The following is a 20,140-nucleotide window of genomic DNA, read 5'->3' as shown; positions in this document are numbered from 1 at the left end:
CCCCGGTCAGCCGCGGGCCCCGGCGTCCCGCGCGGCGGCGGCCCCCTCGATGTCCTGCTCGGTGGCCGTCTGCGCGGTGGCGGCCTGGTCGGGGGTCCGCTCCGGGGCGTGCGGGCCGGAGCCGTCCCGCGCGGCGGCCGCGGCCAGGATGTTGCGGGCCATGGAGGGGAAGATGAAGCCGTGGAAGGGCCACACGCCCCACCAGTAGAGCCGGCCGGGCAGGCCCTTCGGGAAGAAGATGGCCCGCTGCCGGTAGCGGCTGCCCTCGCCCTCGGGCTCCACGGACAGCTCGAGCCAGGCCCGGCCGGGGGCCCGCATCTCCGCGTGCAGCAGTAGCTTGTGGCCCTCCTCCAGCGCCTCGACCCGCCACCAGTCCACGTACTCGCCGACCTGCAGGTCCGTGGCGTCGCGGCGGCCGCGGTTGAGCCCGGCGCCGCCCACGAGCTTGTCCATGACCCCGCGGACCTGCCAGGCCAGGGGCAGCGAGTACCAGCCGTTGCGCCCGCCGATGGACTCGATGACCCGCCAGACCTGCTCGGGACGGGCCGGTCCGGTCCGGCTGCGCTCGTCGACGAACACCGTGCGCCCGGCCCAGTCCGGGTCCGAGGGGAGGGGGTCCGCGGCGGCCTCGGAGGAGCTGTAGTGGACGTCCCACGTGGTCTCCACGGAGTTGTCCTCGATCTTCTTCAAGGCCAGCGACACGGCCCGGCGGTAGCCCGCCAGGCCCTCGGGGGGCGGGGGGATGTAGGCGTCGATGTCGTGCTCGTCCGCCACCGCGTCGTGCTGCAGGGACTGCACGAGCGGCACGGCCAGGGCCAGGGGGATCGGGGTGACCATGCCCACCCAGAACCCGGACAGCCGCGGCGCCGGCAGGGGGAGGTGGAAGACCACGCGCCGGCGCAGTCCCGCCACGCGGGCGTAGCGGCGCATGGCGTCCGCGTAGGTCATCACGTCGCGGGAGCCGATGTCGAAGGTGCGGTTGAGGTCCTCCGGCAGGTCCATCGCGTGGATGAGGTAGTACAGGACGTCGCGCACGGCGATGGGCTCGATCCGGTTGGTCACCCAGGAGGGGGCCGGCATGACCGGGAGGGTGTCGCCCAGGTGCCGGATCATCTCGAAGGAGGCCGACCCGGAGCCGATCACCACGCCCGCCTGGAGGACGACCGCGGGCACCGCCCCGGCCAGGAGGATCTCCCCGACCCGCACCCGCGAGCGCATGTGCTGGGACAGCTCCACCCCGGAGGGGTGCAGGCCGGAGAGGTAGACGATGCGGCGCACCCCGGCCCGCTCCGCGGCCTCGGCCACGGTCCGGGCCATCTGCGCCTCCTGCTCCTCGAACTGGCGGGAGCCGCCCATGGAGTGCACCAGGTAGTACAGGGTGTGGACGTCCCGGCAGGCGGCGGTCATCCCGTCGAGGTCGTTGAGGTCCGTCTCGGCGACCTCCACCCGGTCCCGCCACGGCACGGAGCGCAGCTTACCGGGGGACCGCACGGCCACGCGCACGGTGTGGCCCGCCTCCAGCATGCGGGGCGCCAGGCGCCCGCCGACGTAGCCGGTGGCACCGGTGATGAGGACGCGCTGGGGAGAGCTCATGGCCTGCCTTTCGTGCGGGTCCCGTGAGCGTACCAACGCCGCCCGACAGGGCCCTGGGCGCCGGCCGGGCCGCCGGCGGGCACGGGAACGGCCGCACCCGGGTAGGGTGCGGCCGTGTCCGGCGGCGCCGCGGGAAGCGGGCCGGGCGAACGGGTCAGGGCAGCGCCAGGCGGAACACCTTCGCCCACGCCGAGGCCACCTGCTTGGGCAGGGGGCCCGTGGTGTAGGGCAGCTCGTAGCGCTCGCAGATCTCGCGCACCTTCACCGCGACCTCGGCGTAGCGGTTCGAGGGCAGGTCCGGGAACAGGTGGTGCTCGATCTGGAAGGACAGGTTGCCGGTCATCAGGTGCATCAGCCGCGAGCCCGAGATGTTGGCCGAGCCGATCATCTGCCGCACGTACCAGTCCCCGCGGGTCTCGCCCTCGATCTGCTCCTCGGTGAAGGTGTCCGCCCCGGCCGGGAAGTGGCCGCAGAAGATCACCGCGTGCGCCCAGATGTTGCGCGCGGCGTTGGCGGTCAGCGTCGCGGTCAGCGCCTGCTTCGCGGAGCCGGTCACGGCCGCGGCGGCGGGCGTGGCCGCGTAGTCCTTGGCGGCCTGCTTCACGAACTTCGCCCCGAGGGCCTTGAGCCCGCGCTTCAGCTCGGCGACCGGCTTGCGGCCCTCCCGGACCTCGTCCAGCTCCAGGTCGTAGATCGCGATGCCCCACTCGAAGACCGGGGCGAGCAGCGCGTTGTAGAGCGGGTTGCCCAGGTTGCGCGGCGTCCAGGGCTGGTCCTCGTCCATGCGCAGGATGGTGTACCCGACGTCCCGGTCCTTGCCGACCACGTTGGTCCAGGTGTGGTGGAGGTCGTTGTGGGTGTGCTGCCACGCCTCGGCCGGGGTCACGAAGTCCCACTCCCAGGTGGTGGAGTGGATGTCGGGATCGCGCATCCAGTCCCACTGCCCGTGCAGGACGTTGTGGCCGATCTCCATGTTCTCGAGGATCTTGGCGAGGGTCAGCATGCCGGTGCCCGCGAGCCAGGCGGGTTTGTGCTTGGCGAACAGCAGCGCGGCCCGCCCGGCCAGCTCGAGGGAGCGCTGGGTGGCGATCACCCGGCGGATGTAGGCGGCGTCGCGGGCGCCGCGGGTGGCGATCACGGACTCGCGCAGGGCGTCGAGCTCCCGGCCCAGCTCCTCGATCTGCGCGTCGGAGAGGTGGGCGGCGGCGGAGGGCTTGGCCCGTCCGGCGGGCCGGCCCTGGTCGAGCAGGAGGGGGGTGACGATGGTCATGGTGTCGCTCCTTCGGGAACGGGATCAGGGGAAGCGGATCGGGGGAAGGACATTCAGGGGGCGGTGCTCAGGCGTCGAGGCTGACGGGGCCGGCGGCCGTGGACACGCAGGTCTGGACGAGGTGCCCGGGCTCCCCGTGCACCTCCCCGGTGCGGGTGTCCCGGACCTGCCCGGACAGCAGGGGGGTCACGCAGGCGTGGCAGATGCCCATGCGGCAGCCGCTGCGCATCATGAGGCCGGCGTCCTCGCCGGCGGCGAGGAGGGTCGTGGCGCTGTCGGCCTCGACCTCGGTGTCGGACTTCTCGAAGGTCACGCGGCCGCCCTCCCCGCCGGAGCCGGGGGCGACGACGGCGGCGAAGCGCTCGACCCGCAGCTCGCCCTCCTCCCGCTGCCACAGGGCCTCGGCGGCGTCGAGGAAGTCCGCGGGCCCGCACGCGTAGGCGGCGCGGTCCCGCCAGTCGGGGCAGGCGGCGTCGAGGTCGCCGGCGCCGGCGAGGTCCAGCCGGCGGCCGCGCTCCCCGGTGAACCACTGGACGAGGCGGAAGCCCGGGAACTGGTCGGCCAGCTCCAGCAGCTCCTCGCGGAAGAGGGACTCCTCGGGCGAGCGGGAGGAGTGCACGAGCACGAGGTCGGCGTCCGCCCGGCGGGGCACCAGGGTGCGGATCATGGACATGACCGGGGTGAGGCCGCTGCCCGCGGTGAGCATGAGCAGCGGGCGGGGGCGCTCGGGGAGCACGAAGTCGCCCTCCGGCGGGGCGAGGAAGAGGACGTCGCCGCGGCGGGTCCCCCGTACCAGGGCGGTGGAGACCTTGCCCATCGCGGTCACGGTGATGGCCGGGTCCTGCCCGGCGCCGGTGCTGAGCGAGTAGGAGCGCCAGTGCCGCACCCCGTCGATCTCCACGCCGATGCGCGCCCACTGGCCGGCCTCGTGGGCGTTCCAGCCCTTGCCGGGACGGAACCGGATCGTCACCGAGTCCGCGGTCTCGGGCACCACGGAGGTCACCAGGCCGCGGAGCTGGCGGGCACTGGCGAGGGGGTCGACGAGCCGGAGGAAGTCCTCCGGGGAGCGCGGGGTCGTGAAGGCCGAGGCGAGGCGGGAGAGCAGTCGTATGGAGGGCACCTAATCACTGTGCCGCAAATCCGGTGCTGATTCTCGTTCCGTCACGTACTCTTTCGGCAGAGAAACTGTGTCGTCGAAATGAAAGGGGGCGCCGGTGGCTGCACCGGAACAGCCGGGCCGGACGGACCGGGAGCTGCCCTGGACGTCCCTGCCCCCGGCCCTCACCCCACTGCTGGTGCCCCACCTGCCCGCGGTCACGGAGGAGCTGCTGGCCGCCGTGCGCCACGACGTCCCGGTCTACGCCCGGCCGCTGGAGGGCCTGTTCGGGGACAGCATCCGGCAGGGGGTCGAGGTGGCCCTGACCCGCTTCCTGCACCTGCCCGGGACCGTCCGGCCGGCGCTGCAGCAGGAGGACCGGAGGGTGTACGAGGGGCTCGGCCGCGGCGAGGTGCGGGAGGGGCGCCCCATGGACGCCCTGTTCGCCGCCTACCGCTCCGGGGCCCGCACCACGCTGCGCTCCCTGTCCCGGGTGGCCATGGACGCCGGGTTCGAGGCCTCCGTGCTGATCGGGCTGGCCGAGTCGGTCTTCGCCTACATCGAGGAGCTCTCCGCGGCCAGCGCGGAGGGGTACGCCCTGGAGCAGTCCGAGCGCGCGGGGGAGCGGGACCGGCTGCTGGACGCCCTCGCGGACATGCTGGTCCGCGGCCACGTGGTGGAGGACTCCGTGCGCAGCGCCGCGGCGGCCGCCGGCTGGCCGGTGCCGGAGCGCGTGGTCGTGGTGACGCTGGCCGCCGACCGCCGGGTGGGCCTGCGCTCCCGGCTCGGGGAGCGGGCGCTGCTCACCTCGCGCCCCGGCGACGTGGTGGCCGTGGTGCCGGAGCCGTCCTCCCCGTCCGGGCGCCAGGACCTGGAGCGGGCGCTCACGGGGCGCAGCGCCGTGATCGGCCCGGGCCGGCCCTGGTACGCGGCCGCCGACTCCCTGCGGCTGGCGGCGCTGACCCGCGACCTGATGCGGCGGGAGGCGCCGGCCGGGGAGGGGCCGGTGTGGGTCTCGGAGCACCTCGTGCAGCTCGTGCTGCACGGCGAGCGCTCCGTGGTCGAGGACCTCGCCGCCCAGCGGCTGGCCCCGCTGGACGAGCTGCGCCCGGGGCAGCGGGAGCGGCTCGGCGCCACCCTCCTGTCCTGGCTCGCCCACCAGGGGCAGCGCGCGGCCATGGCGGCGGAGCTGGGGATCCACGAGCAGACGGTGGGCTACCGGGTGAACCAGCTGCGGGAGGTCTTCGGGGAGGTCCTCAACGACCCGCAGACCCGCTTCGAGCTCGAGCTCGTCCTGCGCGCCGGGTTCCGCTGAGCCCGGTCCCGCCGGACTCAGCCGGTGCGCTTGTAGGACTCCCGTTCGCGGTCGTCGTGCGCGGCCTGCTCGGCCACGGTGATGGCGCCGCCGCCCCGGTGCGCCGGCATCCACCACGCGCCGGGTGCGGGGGTGACCGGGTAGCTGTCGATGCACCGGTCGATCCCTTCCTGCAGCGCCTCCCGCAGCCGCGCGCTCGCGGCGCGGACGTCCTCGTCGGCGGCGACGCGCAGGAGCGGGCCGACGTGCACGCGCACGGGGGTCCGCCAGACGTCGCGCAGCCGGATCCCGCCCCGTCCGCGGGTGAGCATCCGGTGCCCGCCCCACACGGCCACGGGGATGACGGGGGCGCCGGTCTCCGCGGCCATCCGGGCGGCGCCGGTGCGCAGGGGCCGCACGGTCCAGCTGCGGCTGACCCCGCCCTCGGGGAACACGGCGAGGAACTCCCCGCGCCGCAGCTTCGCCAGGGCCTCCGCGTAGGCGGGGGCGCCGTTGGCGCGGTCGACGACGACGTGGTCGCACAGCCGGCACACCGCGGTCACGAAGGTGCTGCCGGTGTGCTTGCGCGTGATGAGGAACCGCGAGTGGGCCCGCAGCCGGCGCCAGATCACCAGCTGCGCGAACACGAAGTCGAGGTAGCCGAAGTGGGTCACCGCCACGACGGCGCCCCGGCCGGGCCGGACCTCGCGGTCCAGTCCGTGCACCACCTGGTCGTCCGGCAGGTGCTCCTCGCCCGAGGCGAGCAGCGGCACGCGGAAGAGCCGCACCGCGGCGAGCCCGGCGAGCACGATGGCCCGGTAGGCGTACTTGTTGGGGCGCAGCTGCAGGGCCACGGTCCCTCCTCGGGGACGAGGCCCGCGGGCGGGCCGGGAACGGTCTGCGGGACATCGTAAGCCCGCGCGGCCCGCCCGGGCGCCTCCGCTCAGCGGCGGCCCGCCGGCGGCGTGCCGTCCGCCTCCTCCGGGCGCGTGAAGGCGAGCCAGATCGCCGGGGCCACATCGTGCTCGGCCGCGCCCTCGGGGCCGTCCGCGAGCCGGGCGTTGAGCGCGCCGTCGTAGGTGGCCAGCAGCATCCGGGCGAGGTCGGCGACCTCGACGGTGAACCGCAGCCGCTGCCGCCGCGCCACCCGGGTGAGCGCGTCGACGACGGCGTCCACCAGGGCGTCGCGGTGTCCGGCCAGCACCTCCCGGACCGCGGGCGAGCGCCGGGCGGTCAGCAGCAGCTCGAGCCGCACGGTGTGCCAGGTGGTGTCCGAGGTGTGGTCGGACAGGCCCTCGAGGATCCGCACGACCACCTCCTCCGCGGAGGCGCCCGCGGTGAGCCAGCGCTCCAGCTGCTCGCCGAGCCGGGACACCAGCTGCTCCACGTGGTCCTCGTACATGGCCAGGGCCAGGTCGGTCTTGGAGTCGAAGTTGCTGTAGAACGCGCCGCGGCTGAAGCCCGCCGCCGCGCACAGCTCCCCGACGCTGGCGCCCTCGATGCCCCGCTCGGCGAAGACGCCGGCGGCGGTCTCGAGCAGGCGCCGGCGGGTGGCCGTCCGGGAGCGCTTCGCGCCCTCGTCCCGGCCCGGTCCGGTGCTCATGGGGTGGCTCCTTCCCCGGCTCGCACCGGGCACTCGATACAGAGGTGTATCCTGGCGGTCGTCTTGTTCGATACATCAGTGTATCCAATCTTTGCTGGAAGGCCGTGCCCATGCCCACCGTCCCCGCCCCGTCCGCTCCCCGGCACCTGGCGGAGCCCCGGGAGCGCCCGCCCTGGCGCTCCGTCAGCTTCTGGGCCGCGCCGCTGCTCACCGTCCTGGCCCTGGCCGTCGCGGGGACGGCCCTGTACATGGGCGGGCTCTCCGACCCCACGGCCCATCTCCGGGACTTCCCGGTGGCGCTCGTCAACCGGGACGCCGGGGTGGACACCGCCGGGGGTGAGCACCGGAACCTGGGCCGTGAGGTCGTCGATGGCTTCGTGGACGGGGCCGAGGGGTCGGACGAGCTCGACCTGCGGGTCCTCGACTGGGACACGGCCCAGCAGCAGCTGGACTCCGGCCGCGTCTACGCCGCCGTGGTGGTCCCCGAGACCTTCTCGGCCGACGCGACCGGGCTGGTGCAGGGCGCCCTGACGAGCGAGGACTCCCACCGGCCGCGGATCACGGTCCTCACCGACCCCCAGGCGGGGACGCTGGGCACCCGGCTGGCCGCCGGAGCGGTGGAGCCGGCCCTGCAGGAGGTGAGCGTGCGCCTCGGCGAGCAGCTCGCCGCGGCGGCCGAGGAGGCCGAGGAGCAGGCGTCCGCGGCGGTCGAGCGCCGGCTCGCGGACGCCCAGGCGGAGCAGTCGCGGGAGCTCGCCGCGGCCGCCGCCCAGGCCGGGCCCGGCGCGCAGGCCTTCGCCCGGCAGGTCGCCGTCGCCCAGGAGGGCACGCCCGGCAGCCTCGCCGCGGAGCTCGCCCCGCAGGTCAGCTCCGCCTCCGCCGCGGTGCTCGCGGACCCGGTCGACGTGGTCGTCGAGGCCTTCCACGAGCCGGAGGACGGCACGGCCCTGGGCATGGGGGCGTTCTACTACGCCGTGCTGCTCCTCGTGCTGGGGCTGAGCGGATCGATCGGGGCGAGCATCCTGATCGACGGGCGGCTCGGGGTGGCGCCCCTGGAGCTCGGTCCGGTCTTCCGCCAGCGGCTGCGGGCGCGGCCGTCCCGGCGGGCGACCTTCCTCATGAAGTGGGGCGTGGTCGTGGTGGCCGGCGCCCCCGCCGCGGGCTCGATGATGGCGGTGTGCGCCGGGCTCGGGGTGCCCCTGCCGCACGGGTTCCTCCTCTTCCTGCTGAGCTGGCTGTCGATCGCCACCGTCTCCGCCGTGACCCTCGCCCTCGTCACCGTGCTCGGCAGCGCGGGGCTGGTGCTGGCCATGGTCTACCTCGTGCTCATGGGCCTGCCGTCCGCCGGGGCCGTGGTCCCGCTGGAGGCGCTGCCGGAGTTCTTCCGGGCGATCGCCGCGGCGGAGCCGCTGCACCACATGGCCACGAGCGTGCGCGCGGTGCTCTACTTCGACGCCGTCCCGGACGCCGGCCTGCGGACCGGCCCGCCGGCCCTGGGGGCGCTCCTGCTGGGCTCCGTCGCCCTGGCCCTGGCCGTGGGGGCGGTCTACGACCGCCGCGCGGGGCGCCGCGGCGCGGCGCGCTGACCGCCCGTCCGGCGCCCGGGCGTGGTGGTCGGTCGTGGTGCCCCGCAGGACTGCGGTCAACCCCCATACCGCCCCCGGGGACGGCGGTCTACGCTGGCAGCACCGCATCCCACCGCACCGACCAGGAGCACGCGATGTCCTACCTTCCTCCGTCCGCCCCCCGCCCGGGCGAGGGCGGCCCCGGCCCGTCCGGCCACGGCACCGGGCCCGGCTACGGCCAGGGACCTGGCTACGGGGCCGGCGGGCCGGCGCCGCAGTACCGGGCGCAGGGCGACGACCGCACGATCGCGATCCTCACCCACCTCTCCGGCCTGGTCGGCGCGCTGATCTCCGTCGGCTGGCTCGGCTTCGTGGGCCCGCTCGTGGTGTGGCTCGTCCACAAGGACCGCAACGCGTTCCTGCGGGCCACCGCGGCCGGCTCCTTCAACTTCAACCTGTCGATGTGGCTGCTCAACGCGGCCGCCTGGGTCTGCCTGTTCACGGTGATCCTCTTCCCGGTGGCGATCGTGCTGTGGCTCGTCGCCGGGGTGCTGCTCGTGGTCTGCCACGTCCTGGCCGTGCTCAAGGCCAACAAGGGCGAGGTCTACCGCTACCCGCTGCAGCTGCCGGTGCTGCGCTGAGCCGGGTGCTCAGGCCACCGGGGCCGGCTGCCGGCCCCGGTGCAGGAGCACCACGACCGCCACGAGGACCAGCAGCGCCGCGCTGAGCCCGTCGAAGCCGACGAGGGCCAGCACGGGTCCGGCCAGCGCGCCGCCGGCCGCCCCGGCGAGGTTCATGAACAGGTCCGAGACGCCCTGCAGCTGCGGCCGCTCGGCCGGCGGGACGGCCTCCGTCACGAGCGCCGAGCCGGCCACGGTGGAGGCCGACCAGCCGAGCCCCAGCAGCACCAGGCTGACCGCCACGAGCGCCGGGGCGGCCGCGGCCAGCCAGGCCAGCACGAGCGAGGCCGTGAACGCGCTCTGGCCCAGCAGGACCACCGGGCGCCGGCCGACCCGGTCCGCGAGCCAGCCGAAGACGGGGGCCAGGGCGTACATCCCGGCCACGTGCAGGCTGATGGTCAGGCCCACGAGGCCCAGCGACGCGCCGTGGCCGGTCAGGTGCACGGGCGTCATGGACATCAGCGCGACCATGACCGCGTGGCTCAGCGCCACGGTGAGCACCGCGCGGCGGGCGGGCGCGGAGGAGCGCAGCACGGCGAGCCCGCCGGCGGGCGAGGGCCTGCCCGTCCCTGCGGCCTCGCCCTCGGCCACGGCCAGCAGCAGGGGGTCGGGGCGCAGCGCGGTGAGGTACACGAGCGCGCCCGCGGCCTGGGCCGCTAGCGCGATGACGAACCCGCCGGTGAGCTCCGGCAGCCCCAGGGCCCGGCCGAGGAGCTCGCCCGGCACGAAGAGGTTGGGGCCCAGCACCGCGCCGATCGTGGTGGACCACACGACGAGGGACAGGTCCCGGGCGCGGGTGTCGTCGGCGGCGAGGTCGGTCGCCGCGAAGCGGGACTGCAGGTTCAGGGCCGACCCGGCGCCCAGCAGGGCCAGGCCCAGCAGCAGGACGGGGAAGCTGGTGAGGACGGCGGCGCCGATCGTGACGCCCGCCCCGGCCATCGCGGTGACCGCGCCGGTGCTCAGGGAGATCCGGCGCCCGCGCGCCCGGGCCAGCCGGGCCAGCGGCACGGCGAGCAGCGCCGCGCCGAGGGTGTTCATGGTCGCGGCCATCCCGGACCACGCCGGGGAGCCGGACACCTCCGTCACGAGCAGGGCGCCCAGGGCCAGGGTCGCGCCCACCCCCACCCCGCCCAGGACCTGGCCGAGGGCGAGGACGCGCACGACCCTCCGCTGCAGGGCGCGGCGCTGCGCCGTCGTGTCCGTCGGGTGCATGGCCGCCATCCTATACCCCTGGGGGTAAGGGTCGCAGGTGCGGAACGAGCCGGCGGTGTGCTTCCATGCAGGGCATGGACCCTCGACCTGACCTCGTCCTCGGCGCCGACGGCCTGACCCGCCCGGTCTGGGCCGCGACGGACCCGCTGCTGCAGGCGTACTACGACACGGAGTGGGGCATGCCGGTGCGCGACGAGCGGGGCCTCTACGAGCGGATCTGCCTCGAAGGGTTCCAGGCCGGGCTGTCCTGGGCCACCATCCTGCGCAAGCGCCCGGCGTTCCGCGCCGCCTTCGCGGACTTCGACCCGGACGTCGTGGCCGGCTTTGGCGACTCCGACGTCGACCGGCTCCTGGCCGACGCCGGCATCGTGCGCCACCGCGGCAAGATCGAGGCCGCCGTGGGCAACGCCCGGGCCACCGTGGCCCTGCGCGCCGAGGGCGGACTGCCCGGGCTCGTGTGGTCCTTCCGTCCCGCGGCCACCCCGCGCCCGCGCACGGCCGCCGAGGTGCCCACCCGCTCCGCCGAGTCCGAGGACCTCTCCCGGGCGCTGCGGGCCCGGGGCTTCCGCTTCGTGGGGCCGACCACGATGTACGCGCTGATGGAGGCCGTCGGGATCGTGGACACCCACCTGGTGGGCAGCCACCGGCGCGGCAGCTCCGGGGTGTGGCCGGAGCCGGACGGGCGTGCGTAGGATCGTCAGCACCGATCCCGGCGGCGCCGCGCGCCGCCTCCCGGCAGGAGGCCAGAGACCATGTACGACAACAGCCGGCAGCCCAGTGCGGTGCTGCCCCTGATCCTGAGCACCGTCGGCTCCGTCCTGGTCGGCATGGTGGTGCAGCGGCTGCGCCGGGACCGCGCCGCGGCCCGCGGTGCCGTGGCCGCTCGCGGCGAGCGCCCGGCGCGGCGCCCCGCGGCCCGGGCGCACCGACGCGGGCCGGTGCTCTGAGACCGTGACGAGCCACGCGATCAGCTGGGTGGACGTCTTCTCGCCCACGCCCCTGGGCGGCAACGCCCTCGCCGTCGTGCACGGGGCCGACGCCCTGGACGAGGACACGATGGCGCGCTTCGCCCGCTGGACGAACCTGTCCGAGACGACCTACCTGCTCGAGCCGACCGTTCCGGAGGCCGACTACCGGGTGCGGATCTTCACCCCCGGCGGCGAGCTGCCGTTCGCCGGGCACCCCACGCTGGGGACCGCGGCCGCCTGGCTCGCCCTCGGCGGCCGGCCTGCCGGTGAGGAGGTCGTGCAGGAGTGCGAGGTGGGCCTGGTGCCCGTCCGGCGCCGCGGGGACGAGCTGTCCTTCGCCGCGCCGCCCCTGCTGCGCTACGAGCCGGTGGCGGAGCCGGAGCTCCTGGACCGGGTGGCACGCTGCCTGCGCCTGGATCCCTCGGCCCTGCTCGACGTCTCCTGGCTGGACAACGGCCCCGGCTGGATCGGGGTGCGCGTCGCCGACGCCGCGACCGTGCTGGGGCTGCGGGCCGACTGGTCCGCCATGGCCGGGCTCAAGCTCGGGGTGGTCGGGGCGCACCCGGCGGGCGGGGAGTGCGACGTCGAGGTGCGCGCGTTCGTGGGGGACTGGGTGGTGGAGGACCCGGTCACCGGCAGCCTCAACGCGGGCCTGGCCCGCTGGCTCACCGACAACGGCTGGGCCCCGGAGGCCTACGTCGCCGCCCAGGGCACCGTGCTCGGGCGCACGGGCCGGGTGCTCGCCCGGCGGGAGGCCGACACGATCTGGATCGGCGGCCACGTCAGCCCGGTGGTGCGCGGCACGGTGGAGCTGTAGGCCGGCCGCGCGCCCGCTCAGTATCGTGGGGCCATGAGCACCCAGGACATCACCTTCCGCACCCGCAAGTGGGTCAAGCCGGAGGACCTCAACGCCAACGGCACCCTGTTCGGCGGGAGCCTGCTCCGCTGGATCGACGAGGAGGCGGCGATCTACGCGATCGTCCAGCTCGGCAACCAGCGCGCGGTGACCAAGTACATGTCGGAGATCAACTTCGTCAGCTCGGCCGAGCAGGGGGACATCATCGAGATGGGCCTGACGGCCACCGAGTTCGGCCGCACCTCCCTGACCATGCGCGCCCAGGTGCGCAACATGATCACCCGGGACCTGATCCTCAGCATCGACAAGATCGTCTTCGTCAACCTGGACCGGCAGGGCCGGCCCGCGCCGCACGGCTACACCGAGATCACCTACGACCGGGACCGGATCCCCACCACGGCGCTGCCCACGGTGGGCGAGAGGAGTCTCTGAGATGGCGGTGCAGCGGCTCAGCGCCGAGCGGATCACCGACTCCGTGACCTACCACGGGGAGGGCCCGTGCTGGTCCGACCGGTGGGGCGGGCTGCGCTGGGTGGACATGCTCGCCGGGGACGTCCTGTCCTTCGGCGAGGACGGGGAGGTCCTGCGCCGGCACGTCGGGGACGTGGTGGCCTGCGTGCGACCGCGCGCCACCGGCGGCGCGGTCCTGGCGGTCGAGACGGGGGTCGCGCTCGAGGACCCGGACGGCACCGTTCACCCGCCCGAGCTGTTCTGGCAGCCCGGCGCCGTGCGGATGAACGAGGGCGGCGCGGGCCCCGACGGGTGCTTCTACGCCGGCTCCATGGCCTACGACCAGGCCGAGGGCGCTGCCACCCTCTACCGGGTGCACCCCGACCTCCGGTGGGAGCCCGTCCTGGAGGGCGTCACGGTCTCCAACGGCATCGCCTGGTCCCCGGACGGCACGCGCGCCTACTACAACGACACGCCCACCGGGAAGGTCGACGTGCTCGACTGGTCGCCCGAGCAGGGGCTGCACCGCCGGCGGACCTTCGTGGTGCCGCAGCTGGAGGAGGGGCAGGACGTGCACCCCGACGGGCTGACCGTCGACTCCGCGGGAGCGGTCTGGGTGGCGCTGCACGGCGCCGGCCAGGTCCACCGCTACACCGCCGAGGGCGAGCTCGACGTCGTCGTGGAGGTGGGCGCCCGGCAGACGACCGCGTGCTGCCTGGGCGGACCGGACCTGCGCACCCTCTACATCACCACGTCCCGGGAGAACCTGGAGGCGGGCGAGGACCCCGCCGCCGGATCCCTGTTCTCGGTCCGGGTGGACGTCCCCGGTCTGCCCGTCCTCCCGTTCACCGGCTGAGCGCGGTGCGCACCCCGCGGCGCCGACGGGCTTGACCCTCACGCGACGGGAGGGCCCAGGGTGGAGGACATGGACGGACAGCGGCCCGTGACGACGGGCGAGCGGCTCACGGTGGGCCAGGTGGCGGAGCGCTTCGGCGTCACCGTCCGCACGCTCCACCACTACGACCACGTCGGCCTGCTGCGCCCGAGCGAACGCTCGGCCGGCGGCTACCGCCTGTACACGGAGGAGGACCTGCTCCGGCTGCGGCACGTCGTGGTCTACCGCCGGCTCGGCCTCCCCCTCGAGCGCATCGAGGAGCTGCTGGCCGCGGAGGAGCCCGGGGCCGTGCTGGCGCACCTGCGCCGGCAGCGCGAGTCCGTCCTGTCGAGGCTGGCCGAGCTGGCCGACCTCGTCACCGCGATCGACCGAGCACTGGAGAAGGAGATGACCGGAATCGACCTGACCCCGCAGGAGCGGCGCGAGCTGTTCGGGGAGGGCTTCAGCGACGAGTACGCGGCCGAGGCCGAGCGCCGCTGGGGCGACACCGACGCGTGGGAGCAGTCCCGCCGCCGCACCGCCGGCTACGACGCGGAGGACTGGCGGCGGATCGCGGCCGAGACCGCGGCGATCAACCAGCGGTTCGTCGAGGCCCTGCGCGCCGGGCTGCCCGCGACCTCGGCCGAGGCGATGGACGCCGCGGAGGCCGCGCGGCGCCAGATCCACGACCGCTTCTACGACCTCTCGCCGGAGTTCCACCGGGCGCTGGGGGACATGTACGTGGCGGACCCGCGGTTCACGAGCACCTACGAGGACCTGGCGCCCGGGCTGGCGCAGTACGTCCGGGACGCGATCCACGCCAACGCCGACCGCGCCGCGGGCTGAGGACCGCGCCGCTCGTCCCGCCGCGTCCCCGGGGCCCGGCCCCGGGGACGCGGCGGCCTGCCGGTCCCGGCTCCGGAGGCCCGGCGGTCAGGAGGACGACGTCGGGGCGGGGGAGGCCGCCGGTCTACGATCGAGCGGAGGAGGAACCATGACCGAGACCCCCCGGGCGACCCCGGACGTCGTCACCGGCTCGATCCGCCTGCTCGCCGAACAGGGCTGGGAGGCCACGACCGTGGACCGGCTGGCGCAGGCGGCCGGGATCAGCCGCGCCACGTTCTTCCGCAAGTACGGGTCCAAGGAGGACATCGTCTTCGCGGACCACGCCGCCAACCTCGAACGGCTCGAGCAGCTGCTGGCCCGGTCCGGGGCCGTCCCCGGCGCGGATCCCGCCGTGGCGCTGCGCGAGGGCGTGCTGCTCGTCTTCCGCCACCACCTCGACCACCGCGAGCGCGCGCTCGCGCGCAACGCCCTGCTCCGGCAGGTGCCGCAGCTGCGGGACCGGGAGCTCATCACCTCGCACCGCTACGAGCAGGTCCTGCAGCGCTACCTGCGCTCCGCGCTGCCCGAGACCCCGGACCGGGCCATCCTCGCCACGGCGCTGTCCGCGGCAGCGGTCGCGGTGCACAACGCCCACCTGCGGGGCTGGCTGCGCGCCCCCGAGACCGACCCCTCGGCGGAGCTGGCCGCGCAGACCGAGCGGCTGGCGCGCGCCCTCGTCACCGGGTTCGGCCACCCCGGGGCCGCACCGGCCGGTGAGCCGGCGGCCCGCGCGCGGCCGGCCGTCGTCGTCACCGTGCTGGACCCGGCGGCGGACACGGAACAGGTCCTGGCCTCCGTGCGGGACGCCCTCCGGTGAGGGCTCAGAGCTCGTCGGCGAGGATCGCGTAGACCAGCTCGTCGCGCCACTCGCCCAGCTGGCGGTGGCTCTGGCGCAGCGTCGCCTCCAGGCGCATGCCGATGCGCTCGCAGACCTTGGCGGAGCTCACGTTGAGCGCGTCCAGGCTCGCGCAGACGCGGTGGGCGCCCAGCGAGGCGAAGGCGAACTCGACGGCGGCGCGCGCGGCCTCGGAGGCGATGCCCTTGCCCGCGTGATCGGGGTGGACGACCCAGCCGATCTCGACCTGGTCGGCCTCCGCCTCCGTCAGCGTCAGCACGATCTCGCCCACGAGCTCCCGCGAGCCCTTCGGGGAGACGGCGAAGCGGACGTGGTCGCCGTCCCGGCTCCAGGGGCGCAGACCGCTGTTCTCGGCGAGCGAGCGCTCGCACTCCTCGCGGGTGCGCGGGCCCCGCCACGCGTACTGCGCGTAGTCCTCGCGGCGCTGGTACGAGTACATGGGCTCGAGGTCCGCGGCGTCGAAGCGGCGGAACACGAGGCGTTCGGTCTCTGGAGGCAGCACATCGATCATCAGTAGCGATACTAATGCCTCGGAATGCCGGAGGCAGTGTCGGGCGGTGACACTGAGACTCAATACCTTGACGTGATACTCCGTATCAGTCAGAGTGGTGCCGATCACGTCCCGTCCCAGGAGTCCGTCCATGGCACCCGCCCCGCACGCCCCGTCCTTCCCCTCCACCGTCACGGTCGCCGTCGAGCAGCTCGTGCTGCCCGGCCGGCACCTCCCGGTCGCCCTCGTCCGGCTGGACTCGACGCAGCCCGGCGGGCTGATCATCTGGGGCTCCGAGGCCCTGGGGCAGCTGCGGGACGTCCTGCGCTCCGTGGACCAGTCGGCCGTCGAGGCGATCGTGGTCACCGGCAACGCGCGGTCCTTCGGCGCGGGCGCCGACCTCAAGGAGATCCGGCACGCGCAGCTCAGCGGCGTCTCCGACTCCTACGTCGGCCTCGGGCACGAGGCCTTCGGCATCCTGGCCGACGCGGAGGTGCCGACCTTCTCCCTGCTCACCGGGCAGGCGCTGGGCGGGGGTCTCGAGCTGGCCCTGCACACCGACCACCGCGTGGCCCACCCGCGCACCGGCCCGCTGGGCCTGCCGGAGTGCCGGCTGGGCTTCTTCCCGGGCTGGGGCGGCGTCCACCTGCTCCCGCACCTCGTCGGCCCGGCCGCGGCCCTGCGCATCATCGTGTTCGACTCCATGCGCGGGCGCCACGTGAGGGCGCAGGAGGCGCACGAGTTCGGCCTCGTGGACGTCGTGCTCGACGCGGCGCCGGGGACCGAGCAGTGGGACCCCGCCTGGCAGCAGTGGGTGGCCGGCCGGCTTGCCGCGATCGACGCCGGGGAGCCCCGCCGACGTCCCGGCGCACCGGGCGGGGCGGAGGACCAGGAATGGCAGCAGGCCGTCGACCAGGCCCGCGTCCGCGCCGAGCGCACGTGGCACGGCGCGGCTCCCGCCCCGCTGGTGGCGATCGACCTCGTCGCCGACGCCCGCACCGAGAGCCGCACCGAGAACGGGGCGAAGGCCGTCGCGGCCTTCGCGGAGCTCGTCCGCGGTGACGTCGCCAAGGCCTCCCTCTACGCCTTCGAACTGGTCTCCTCCCGCTCCCGGCGGGCCGCCGACGTGCCCGAGGCGGCCCCGAAGCCCCTGCGCAAGGCCGCCGTCATCGGCGCCGGGCTGATGGCCGGACAGCTCGCCTCCCTCATCGCCGCCGGCGCCCGGATCCCCGTGGTCATGACCGACCTCGACGACGAGCGGCTCGCCGCCGGCGTGGCCCGGACCCGTGAGCGCTTCGCCGCCCAGGCCGCCAAGGGCCGGATCACGGCGGAGCAGGCCGAGCAGCTCGGCGGCCTGATCACCGGCGCGAGCGGACCGGAGGACCTCGCCGACGCCGACCTCGTGATCGAGGCCGTCTTCGAGGACCTCGACGTCAAGAAGTCCGTCTTCGCCCGGTGGGAGGAGGTCGTCCGGCCGGACACGATCCTCGCGACGAACACGAGCTCCCTGTCCGTCACCGCCATGGCCGAGGACCTGCGCCACCCCGAGCGGGTCGTCGGCTTCCACGTGTTCAACCCCGTGGAGGTCACCCCGCTGCTCGAGATCGTCGCGGGGGAGCGGACCGGCGACGTGGCGCTGGCCACCGCCTTCGACCTCGCCGCCACGCTGCGCCGCACGGCCGTGCGGGTCCAGGACGCCCCGGGCTTCGTGGTCAACCGCGTGCTCACCCGCATGTTCGACGTGGTGGTGCGCGCGGTCGACGCGGGCGCCGACGTGGCCACCGCCGACCACGCCCCCGACCCGCTGGGGCTGCCGATGACGCCGCTGCGGCTGCTCGACTTCGTGGGGCCGGCGGTGCTGCACCACGTCGGGGCCACCATGCAGCGGGCCTACCCCGAGCGCTTCGCCCGGTCCCCGTGGATGGACGCGGTGGTCGAGGCGGGGCTCACCCACGTCCTGCCCACCGAGCAGGCCCCGGAGACGGGGGCGGACGGCTACCTCGCCGCCGAGGCCGCCCGGCTGCTCGAGCGCACCCGCGCCGAGCACCCCGCGCTCGCCGCGCACGTCCCGGCCTCCGCCGAGGAGCTGCTCGCCCGCGTCCAGGACGCCCTGGCCGAGGAGATCGGCGCGATGCTGGCCGAGGGCGTCGTCGCCGGACCCGAGGACGTGGACCTGTGCATGATCCTGGGCGCCAACTATCCCTTCCACCTGGGCGGGATCACCCCGTACCTCGACCGCACGGGCGCCGCCGAACGCGTCCTCGGCCGCCGCTTCCACCAGCGCTGACCGGGCACCGCCCTCCACCCGACCGCCGACCGACCGAAGGATGCTCCGATGACCGCCACCCCCGAGACCGGCGAGAACCTGTTCCCCGCCGGCACCGTGGAACCCGACTACGTCCTCGACGAGGCCCTCGGCACGGACGCGGCCGGCGCCTTCGAGTCCGTCTCCGACGCCGACCGCGAGCACTGGATGCGGGCGCGGGCCTTCGTCCAGGAGGACCTGCTGCCGGTGATCGCCGGGCACTGGGACAGCGCCGAGTACTCCCTGGACCTCGTCCGCCGGCTGGGGGAGCTCGACCTGCTGCGCGACGGCGTGGCGGTCGACGGCTACCCCGGGATGTCCAAGACCGCCGCCGGGCTGATCAGCATGGAGCTCTCCCGGGGCGACGGGTCCATCGCCACCGTCTCGGGCGTCCAGGGCGGGCTCGCCATGCGCTCGATCGCGATGTGCGGGTCCGAGGAGCAGCGGCAGCGCTGGCTGCCGCGGATGGCCACCGGCGAGCTGCTGGGCGCCTTCGCGCTCACCGAGCCCACGCACGGCTCGGACTCCGTGAGCCTGGAGACCCGCGCCACCCGGGTGGACGGCGGCTGGCTGCTCAACGGCGAGAAGAAGTGGATCGGCAACGGGTCCATGGGCGGGATCACCGTGGTGTGGGCCCGCTCCGACGAGGACGGCCAGGTCCGCGGCTTCGTGGTCCCGCAGGAGAGCGAGGGCTACACCGGCACGACGATCCGCGGGAAGCTCGCCCTGCGCGCCATCCACCAGGCGCACCTGCGCTTCGAGAACGTCTTCGTCCCCGAGGAGAACGCGCTGCCGGCGGCCCGGTCCTTCAAGGACACGGCCGCGGTGCTCTTCGCCACACGGGTCAGCGTGGCGTGGGGCGCCGTGGGGCACGCCCAGGCCTGCTACGAGACCGCGGTCCAGTACGCCGCCCAGCGCGTGCAGTTCGGCCGGCCCCTCGCCGCATCCCAGATCGTCCAGGAGCGCCTGGCCCGGATGCTCAGCGAGCTCACGCAGATCCAGCTGCTCGTGGCGCGGATGACCGAGCGGGAGGAGGCCGGGACGCTCACGGGCGAGCAGGCGTCCCTGGCGAAGTACACCTCCACCCGGGCGGCGCGCTCCATCGCGGCGAACGCCCGCGACCTCATGGGCGGCAACGGCATCCTGATCGAGCACCGCGTGGCCCGTCACTTCGCGGACATCGAGGCCCTGCACACCTACGAGGGCACCGAGACGATGCAGGCCCTGATCATCGGGCGCAGCATCACGGGGCTCTCCGCGTTCGCCTGAGCCGCGCGCCCGCACCCCTCGGACAGTCCCCCGGACACGAGGACGCCCCGGCCGTCACGGCCGGGGCGTCCTCGTGTCCGGGGCGGTGCTCAGGAGAGCGGGTCGCCGCCGGCGTGGAACGAGTCGTTGCTCGAGTCGATCTCGTCCTCGAAACCCGAGTTCTCGGGCACGTCGAGGTCGTCGAGGGCCTCGCCCATGCCCGGCTCCTCGGGCGGGATCTGCTCGTCGCCGGCCTCGAAGCGGGCCTCGGCGGTCTCGTCCCGCAGCTGCTGCTCGGACGGGACCACGGGGTGGGCCGGATCCACGCGCTCGTCCGGCGCCTCCGCGTCGGCTCCCTCGATGAGCGGGTCGTCGCGCCAGTTGTCGGGGTCGACCTCCGCTGCGCCCTCGTAGGTGTCGGGGGTCTCCGGCAGTTCTTCCGGTGAGGTGCTCATCTGCTGTCCTTTCGGTTGACGGTCACGGATGTGTCATCAGCCTACGCACGAATCCGCCCGGTCCGAGGGGGTCGGGATGGACGTTCGCGGACCGCGTGCACGGCCCCGACCCGGGCCGCCCGGGGCCGGTCCTCGGCGCACCGCCGCAGGCCCGTCGCCACGGTGTCCACGGTCGCCCAGGCGCCCGTGACGGGTGTTTTGACGGTGTGTGGGGGTGGGTGTAGTGTCTTCCGAGTTGCTGCGGGTGGGCGAGGTTGTGGCCCCGTGGTGGCGGCCGGTTGTACCGGTGGTTGGTTGTGCCGGTGGCTGGTTGTTCTCCGATGTCGTTCTGGTGCTGTCGTGTCCTGCTGAGCGGGGTGCGGGAGTTGCGCGGGGCGGGGCGGGGAGGTAAATTAGCTGAGTCGCTGCGGCCGGGACGGGTTGTCCGGGGCCGGGAGGCG

The 20,140-nt window shown here is 74.8% G+C and carries 20 protein-coding genes; 12 read left to right on the top strand and 8 right to left on the bottom strand.

What is annotated here, in order from left to right; all coding sequences use genetic code 11:
* Positions 1–6: 6 nt before the first annotated feature.
* The 3 genes from GMA12_RS14655 to GMA12_RS14645 all read right to left on the bottom strand — a co-directional run bounded on the left by GMA12_RS14655 (position 7) and on the right by GMA12_RS14645 (position 3,983).
* On the bottom strand, positions 7–1,593 hold the full coding sequence (locus GMA12_RS14655; RefSeq protein ID WP_156270229.1) for an SDR family oxidoreductase: 1,587 nt from the start codon (positions 1,591–1,593) through the stop codon (positions 7–9).
* A 154-nt stretch (positions 1,594–1,747) separates the two neighbouring features.
* Positions 1,748–2,863 carry a fatty acid desaturase family protein gene (locus GMA12_RS14650; protein WP_156270228.1) on the bottom strand — a complete coding sequence of 372 codons (1,116 nt, stop codon included), beginning with the start codon at positions 2,861–2,863 and terminating at the stop codon, positions 1,748–1,750.
* Positions 2,864–2,930: 67 nt separating this feature from the next.
* Positions 2,931–3,983, bottom strand: a complete 1,053-nt coding sequence (locus tag GMA12_RS14645; RefSeq protein WP_162459907.1) for a ferredoxin reductase — start codon at positions 3,981–3,983, stop codon at positions 2,931–2,933.
* A 94-nt stretch (positions 3,984–4,077) separates the two neighbouring features.
* Here GMA12_RS14645 and GMA12_RS14640 point away from each other — a divergent pair, with 94 nt between their 5' ends.
* Positions 4,078–5,274, top strand: coding sequence for a PucR family transcriptional regulator (locus GMA12_RS14640; RefSeq protein ID WP_162459906.1), 1,197 nt, complete (start codon positions 4,078–4,080; stop codon positions 5,272–5,274).
* 17 nt (positions 5,275–5,291) lie between these two features.
* On the opposite strand, the gene GMA12_RS14635 is transcribed toward GMA12_RS14640, so the two are convergent.
* Positions 5,292–6,107 carry a lysophospholipid acyltransferase family protein gene (locus GMA12_RS14635; protein WP_162459905.1) on the bottom strand — a complete coding sequence of 272 codons (816 nt, stop codon included), beginning with the start codon at positions 6,105–6,107 and terminating at the stop codon, positions 5,292–5,294.
* Positions 6,108–6,196: 89 nt separating this feature from the next.
* On the bottom strand, positions 6,197–6,856 hold the full coding sequence (locus GMA12_RS14630; RefSeq protein ID WP_156270227.1) for a TetR/AcrR family transcriptional regulator: 660 nt from the start codon (positions 6,854–6,856) through the stop codon (positions 6,197–6,199).
* A gap of 110 nt (positions 6,857–6,966) precedes the next feature.
* Between GMA12_RS14630 and GMA12_RS14625 the strand changes: the two genes are divergently transcribed.
* Positions 6,967–8,442 carry a YhgE/Pip domain-containing protein gene (locus tag GMA12_RS14625; protein WP_156270226.1) on the top strand — a complete coding sequence of 492 codons (1,476 nt, stop codon included), beginning with the start codon at positions 6,967–6,969 and terminating at the stop codon, positions 8,440–8,442.
* Positions 8,443–8,576: 134 nt separating this feature from the next.
* Complete coding sequence (locus GMA12_RS14620; protein ID WP_156270225.1) at positions 8,577–9,062, top strand: DUF4870 domain-containing protein; 486 nt, start codon at positions 8,577–8,579, stop codon at positions 9,060–9,062.
* Between the two features lie 9 nt (positions 9,063–9,071).
* Here the strand turns inward: GMA12_RS14620 and GMA12_RS14615 are convergent, their stop codons facing one another.
* Positions 9,072–10,322, bottom strand: coding sequence for an MFS transporter (locus GMA12_RS14615; protein ID WP_156270224.1), 1,251 nt, complete (start codon positions 10,320–10,322; stop codon positions 9,072–9,074).
* A gap of 65 nt (positions 10,323–10,387) precedes the next feature.
* Between GMA12_RS14615 and GMA12_RS14610 the strand changes: the two genes are divergently transcribed.
* The 7 genes from GMA12_RS14610 to GMA12_RS14580 all read left to right on the top strand — a co-directional run bounded on the left by GMA12_RS14610 (position 10,388) and on the right by GMA12_RS14580 (position 15,163).
* Positions 10,388–11,005 carry a DNA-3-methyladenine glycosylase I gene (locus GMA12_RS14610; protein WP_206064710.1) on the top strand — a complete coding sequence of 206 codons (618 nt, stop codon included), beginning with the start codon at positions 10,388–10,390 and terminating at the stop codon, positions 11,003–11,005.
* Between the two features lie 60 nt (positions 11,006–11,065).
* Complete coding sequence (locus GMA12_RS14605) at positions 11,066–11,260, top strand: hypothetical protein (RefSeq protein WP_156270222.1); 195 nt, start codon at positions 11,066–11,068, stop codon at positions 11,258–11,260.
* Positions 11,261–11,264: 4 nt separating this feature from the next.
* Positions 11,265–12,098, top strand: a complete 834-nt coding sequence (locus GMA12_RS14600) for a PhzF family phenazine biosynthesis protein (RefSeq protein WP_162459904.1) — start codon at positions 11,265–11,267, stop codon at positions 12,096–12,098.
* A 33-nt stretch (positions 12,099–12,131) separates the two neighbouring features.
* On the top strand, positions 12,132–12,569 hold the full coding sequence (locus GMA12_RS14595) for an acyl-CoA thioesterase (RefSeq protein WP_156270221.1): 438 nt from the start codon (positions 12,132–12,134) through the stop codon (positions 12,567–12,569).
* Between the two features lies 1 nt (position 12,570).
* Entirely contained in the window at positions 12,571–13,443 is an 873-nt protein-coding gene (locus tag GMA12_RS14590; protein ID WP_156270220.1) for an SMP-30/gluconolactonase/LRE family protein, read from the top strand.
* 69 nt (positions 13,444–13,512) lie between these two features.
* Positions 13,513–14,307, top strand: a complete 795-nt coding sequence (locus tag GMA12_RS14585) for a MerR family transcriptional regulator (protein WP_156270219.1) — start codon at positions 13,513–13,515, stop codon at positions 14,305–14,307.
* Between the two features lie 148 nt (positions 14,308–14,455).
* Complete coding sequence (locus GMA12_RS14580; protein ID WP_156270218.1) at positions 14,456–15,163, top strand: TetR/AcrR family transcriptional regulator; 708 nt, start codon at positions 14,456–14,458, stop codon at positions 15,161–15,163.
* 4 nt (positions 15,164–15,167) lie between these two features.
* Here GMA12_RS14580 and GMA12_RS14575 read toward each other — a convergent pair whose 3' ends face one another.
* A complete protein-coding gene (locus GMA12_RS14575) occupies positions 15,168–15,713 on the bottom strand; it encodes a GNAT family N-acetyltransferase (RefSeq protein ID WP_156270217.1) in 546 nt (181 codons plus the stop codon).
* A gap of 130 nt (positions 15,714–15,843) precedes the next feature.
* Here GMA12_RS14575 and GMA12_RS14570 point away from each other — a divergent pair, with 130 nt between their 5' ends.
* Together GMA12_RS14570 and GMA12_RS14565 are read left to right on the top strand one after the other, a co-directional pair.
* Positions 15,844–17,979, top strand: coding sequence for a 3-hydroxyacyl-CoA dehydrogenase NAD-binding domain-containing protein (locus GMA12_RS14570; RefSeq protein WP_156270216.1), 2,136 nt, complete (start codon positions 15,844–15,846; stop codon positions 17,977–17,979).
* Between the two features lie 48 nt (positions 17,980–18,027).
* Positions 18,028–19,266, top strand: a complete 1,239-nt coding sequence (locus GMA12_RS14565; RefSeq protein ID WP_156270215.1) for an acyl-CoA dehydrogenase family protein — start codon at positions 18,028–18,030, stop codon at positions 19,264–19,266.
* 89 nt (positions 19,267–19,355) lie between these two features.
* Here the strand turns inward: GMA12_RS14565 and GMA12_RS14560 are convergent, their stop codons facing one another.
* Positions 19,356–19,700, bottom strand: coding sequence for a hypothetical protein (locus GMA12_RS14560; RefSeq protein ID WP_156270214.1), 345 nt, complete (start codon positions 19,698–19,700; stop codon positions 19,356–19,358).
* Positions 19,701–20,140 lie beyond the last annotated feature (440 nt).

The sequence above is a fragment of the Kocuria sediminis genome (genome assembly GCF_009735315.1).
GTDB classification, from domain to species: Bacteria; Actinomycetota; Actinomycetes; order Actinomycetales; family Micrococcaceae; genus Kocuria; species Kocuria turfanensis.
This window is presented reverse-complemented; position numbering and strand designations above follow the sequence as displayed.

Excerpts from the sequence above, each read along its gene's own strand:
- GMA12_RS14655 (WP_156270229.1), bottom strand. The coding sequence starts at position 1,593 with ATGAGCTCTCCCCAGCGCGTCCTCATCACCGGTGCCACCGGCTACGTC.
- GMA12_RS14650 (WP_156270228.1), bottom strand. The coding sequence starts at position 2,863 with ATGACCATCGTCACCCCCCTCCTGCTCGACCAGGGCCGGCCCGCCGGA.
- GMA12_RS14630 (WP_156270227.1), bottom strand. The coding sequence starts at position 6,856 with ATGAGCACCGGACCGGGCCGGGACGAGGGCGCGAAGCGCTCCCGGACG.
- GMA12_RS14625 (WP_156270226.1), top strand. The coding sequence starts at position 6,967 with ATGCCCACCGTCCCCGCCCCGTCCGCTCCCCGGCACCTGGCGGAGCCC.
- GMA12_RS14620 (WP_156270225.1), top strand. The coding sequence starts at position 8,577 with ATGTCCTACCTTCCTCCGTCCGCCCCCCGCCCGGGCGAGGGCGGCCCC.
- GMA12_RS14615 (WP_156270224.1), bottom strand. The coding sequence starts at position 10,322 with ATGGCGGCCATGCACCCGACGGACACGACGGCGCAGCGCCGCGCCCTG.
- GMA12_RS14610 (WP_206064710.1), top strand. The coding sequence starts at position 10,388 with ATGGACCCTCGACCTGACCTCGTCCTCGGCGCCGACGGCCTGACCCGC.
- GMA12_RS14605 (WP_156270222.1), top strand. The coding sequence starts at position 11,066 with ATGTACGACAACAGCCGGCAGCCCAGTGCGGTGCTGCCCCTGATCCTG.
- GMA12_RS14595 (WP_156270221.1), top strand. The coding sequence starts at position 12,132 with ATGAGCACCCAGGACATCACCTTCCGCACCCGCAAGTGGGTCAAGCCG.
- GMA12_RS14590 (WP_156270220.1), top strand. The coding sequence starts at position 12,571 with ATGGCGGTGCAGCGGCTCAGCGCCGAGCGGATCACCGACTCCGTGACC.
- GMA12_RS14585 (WP_156270219.1), top strand. The coding sequence starts at position 13,513 with ATGGACGGACAGCGGCCCGTGACGACGGGCGAGCGGCTCACGGTGGGC.
- GMA12_RS14580 (WP_156270218.1), top strand. The coding sequence starts at position 14,456 with ATGACCGAGACCCCCCGGGCGACCCCGGACGTCGTCACCGGCTCGATC.
- GMA12_RS14575 (WP_156270217.1), bottom strand. The coding sequence starts at position 15,713 with ATGATCGATGTGCTGCCTCCAGAGACCGAACGCCTCGTGTTCCGCCGC.
- GMA12_RS14570 (WP_156270216.1), top strand. The coding sequence starts at position 15,844 with ATGGCACCCGCCCCGCACGCCCCGTCCTTCCCCTCCACCGTCACGGTC.
- GMA12_RS14565 (WP_156270215.1), top strand. The coding sequence starts at position 18,028 with ATGACCGCCACCCCCGAGACCGGCGAGAACCTGTTCCCCGCCGGCACC.
- GMA12_RS14560 (WP_156270214.1), bottom strand. The coding sequence starts at position 19,700 with ATGAGCACCTCACCGGAAGAACTGCCGGAGACCCCCGACACCTACGAG.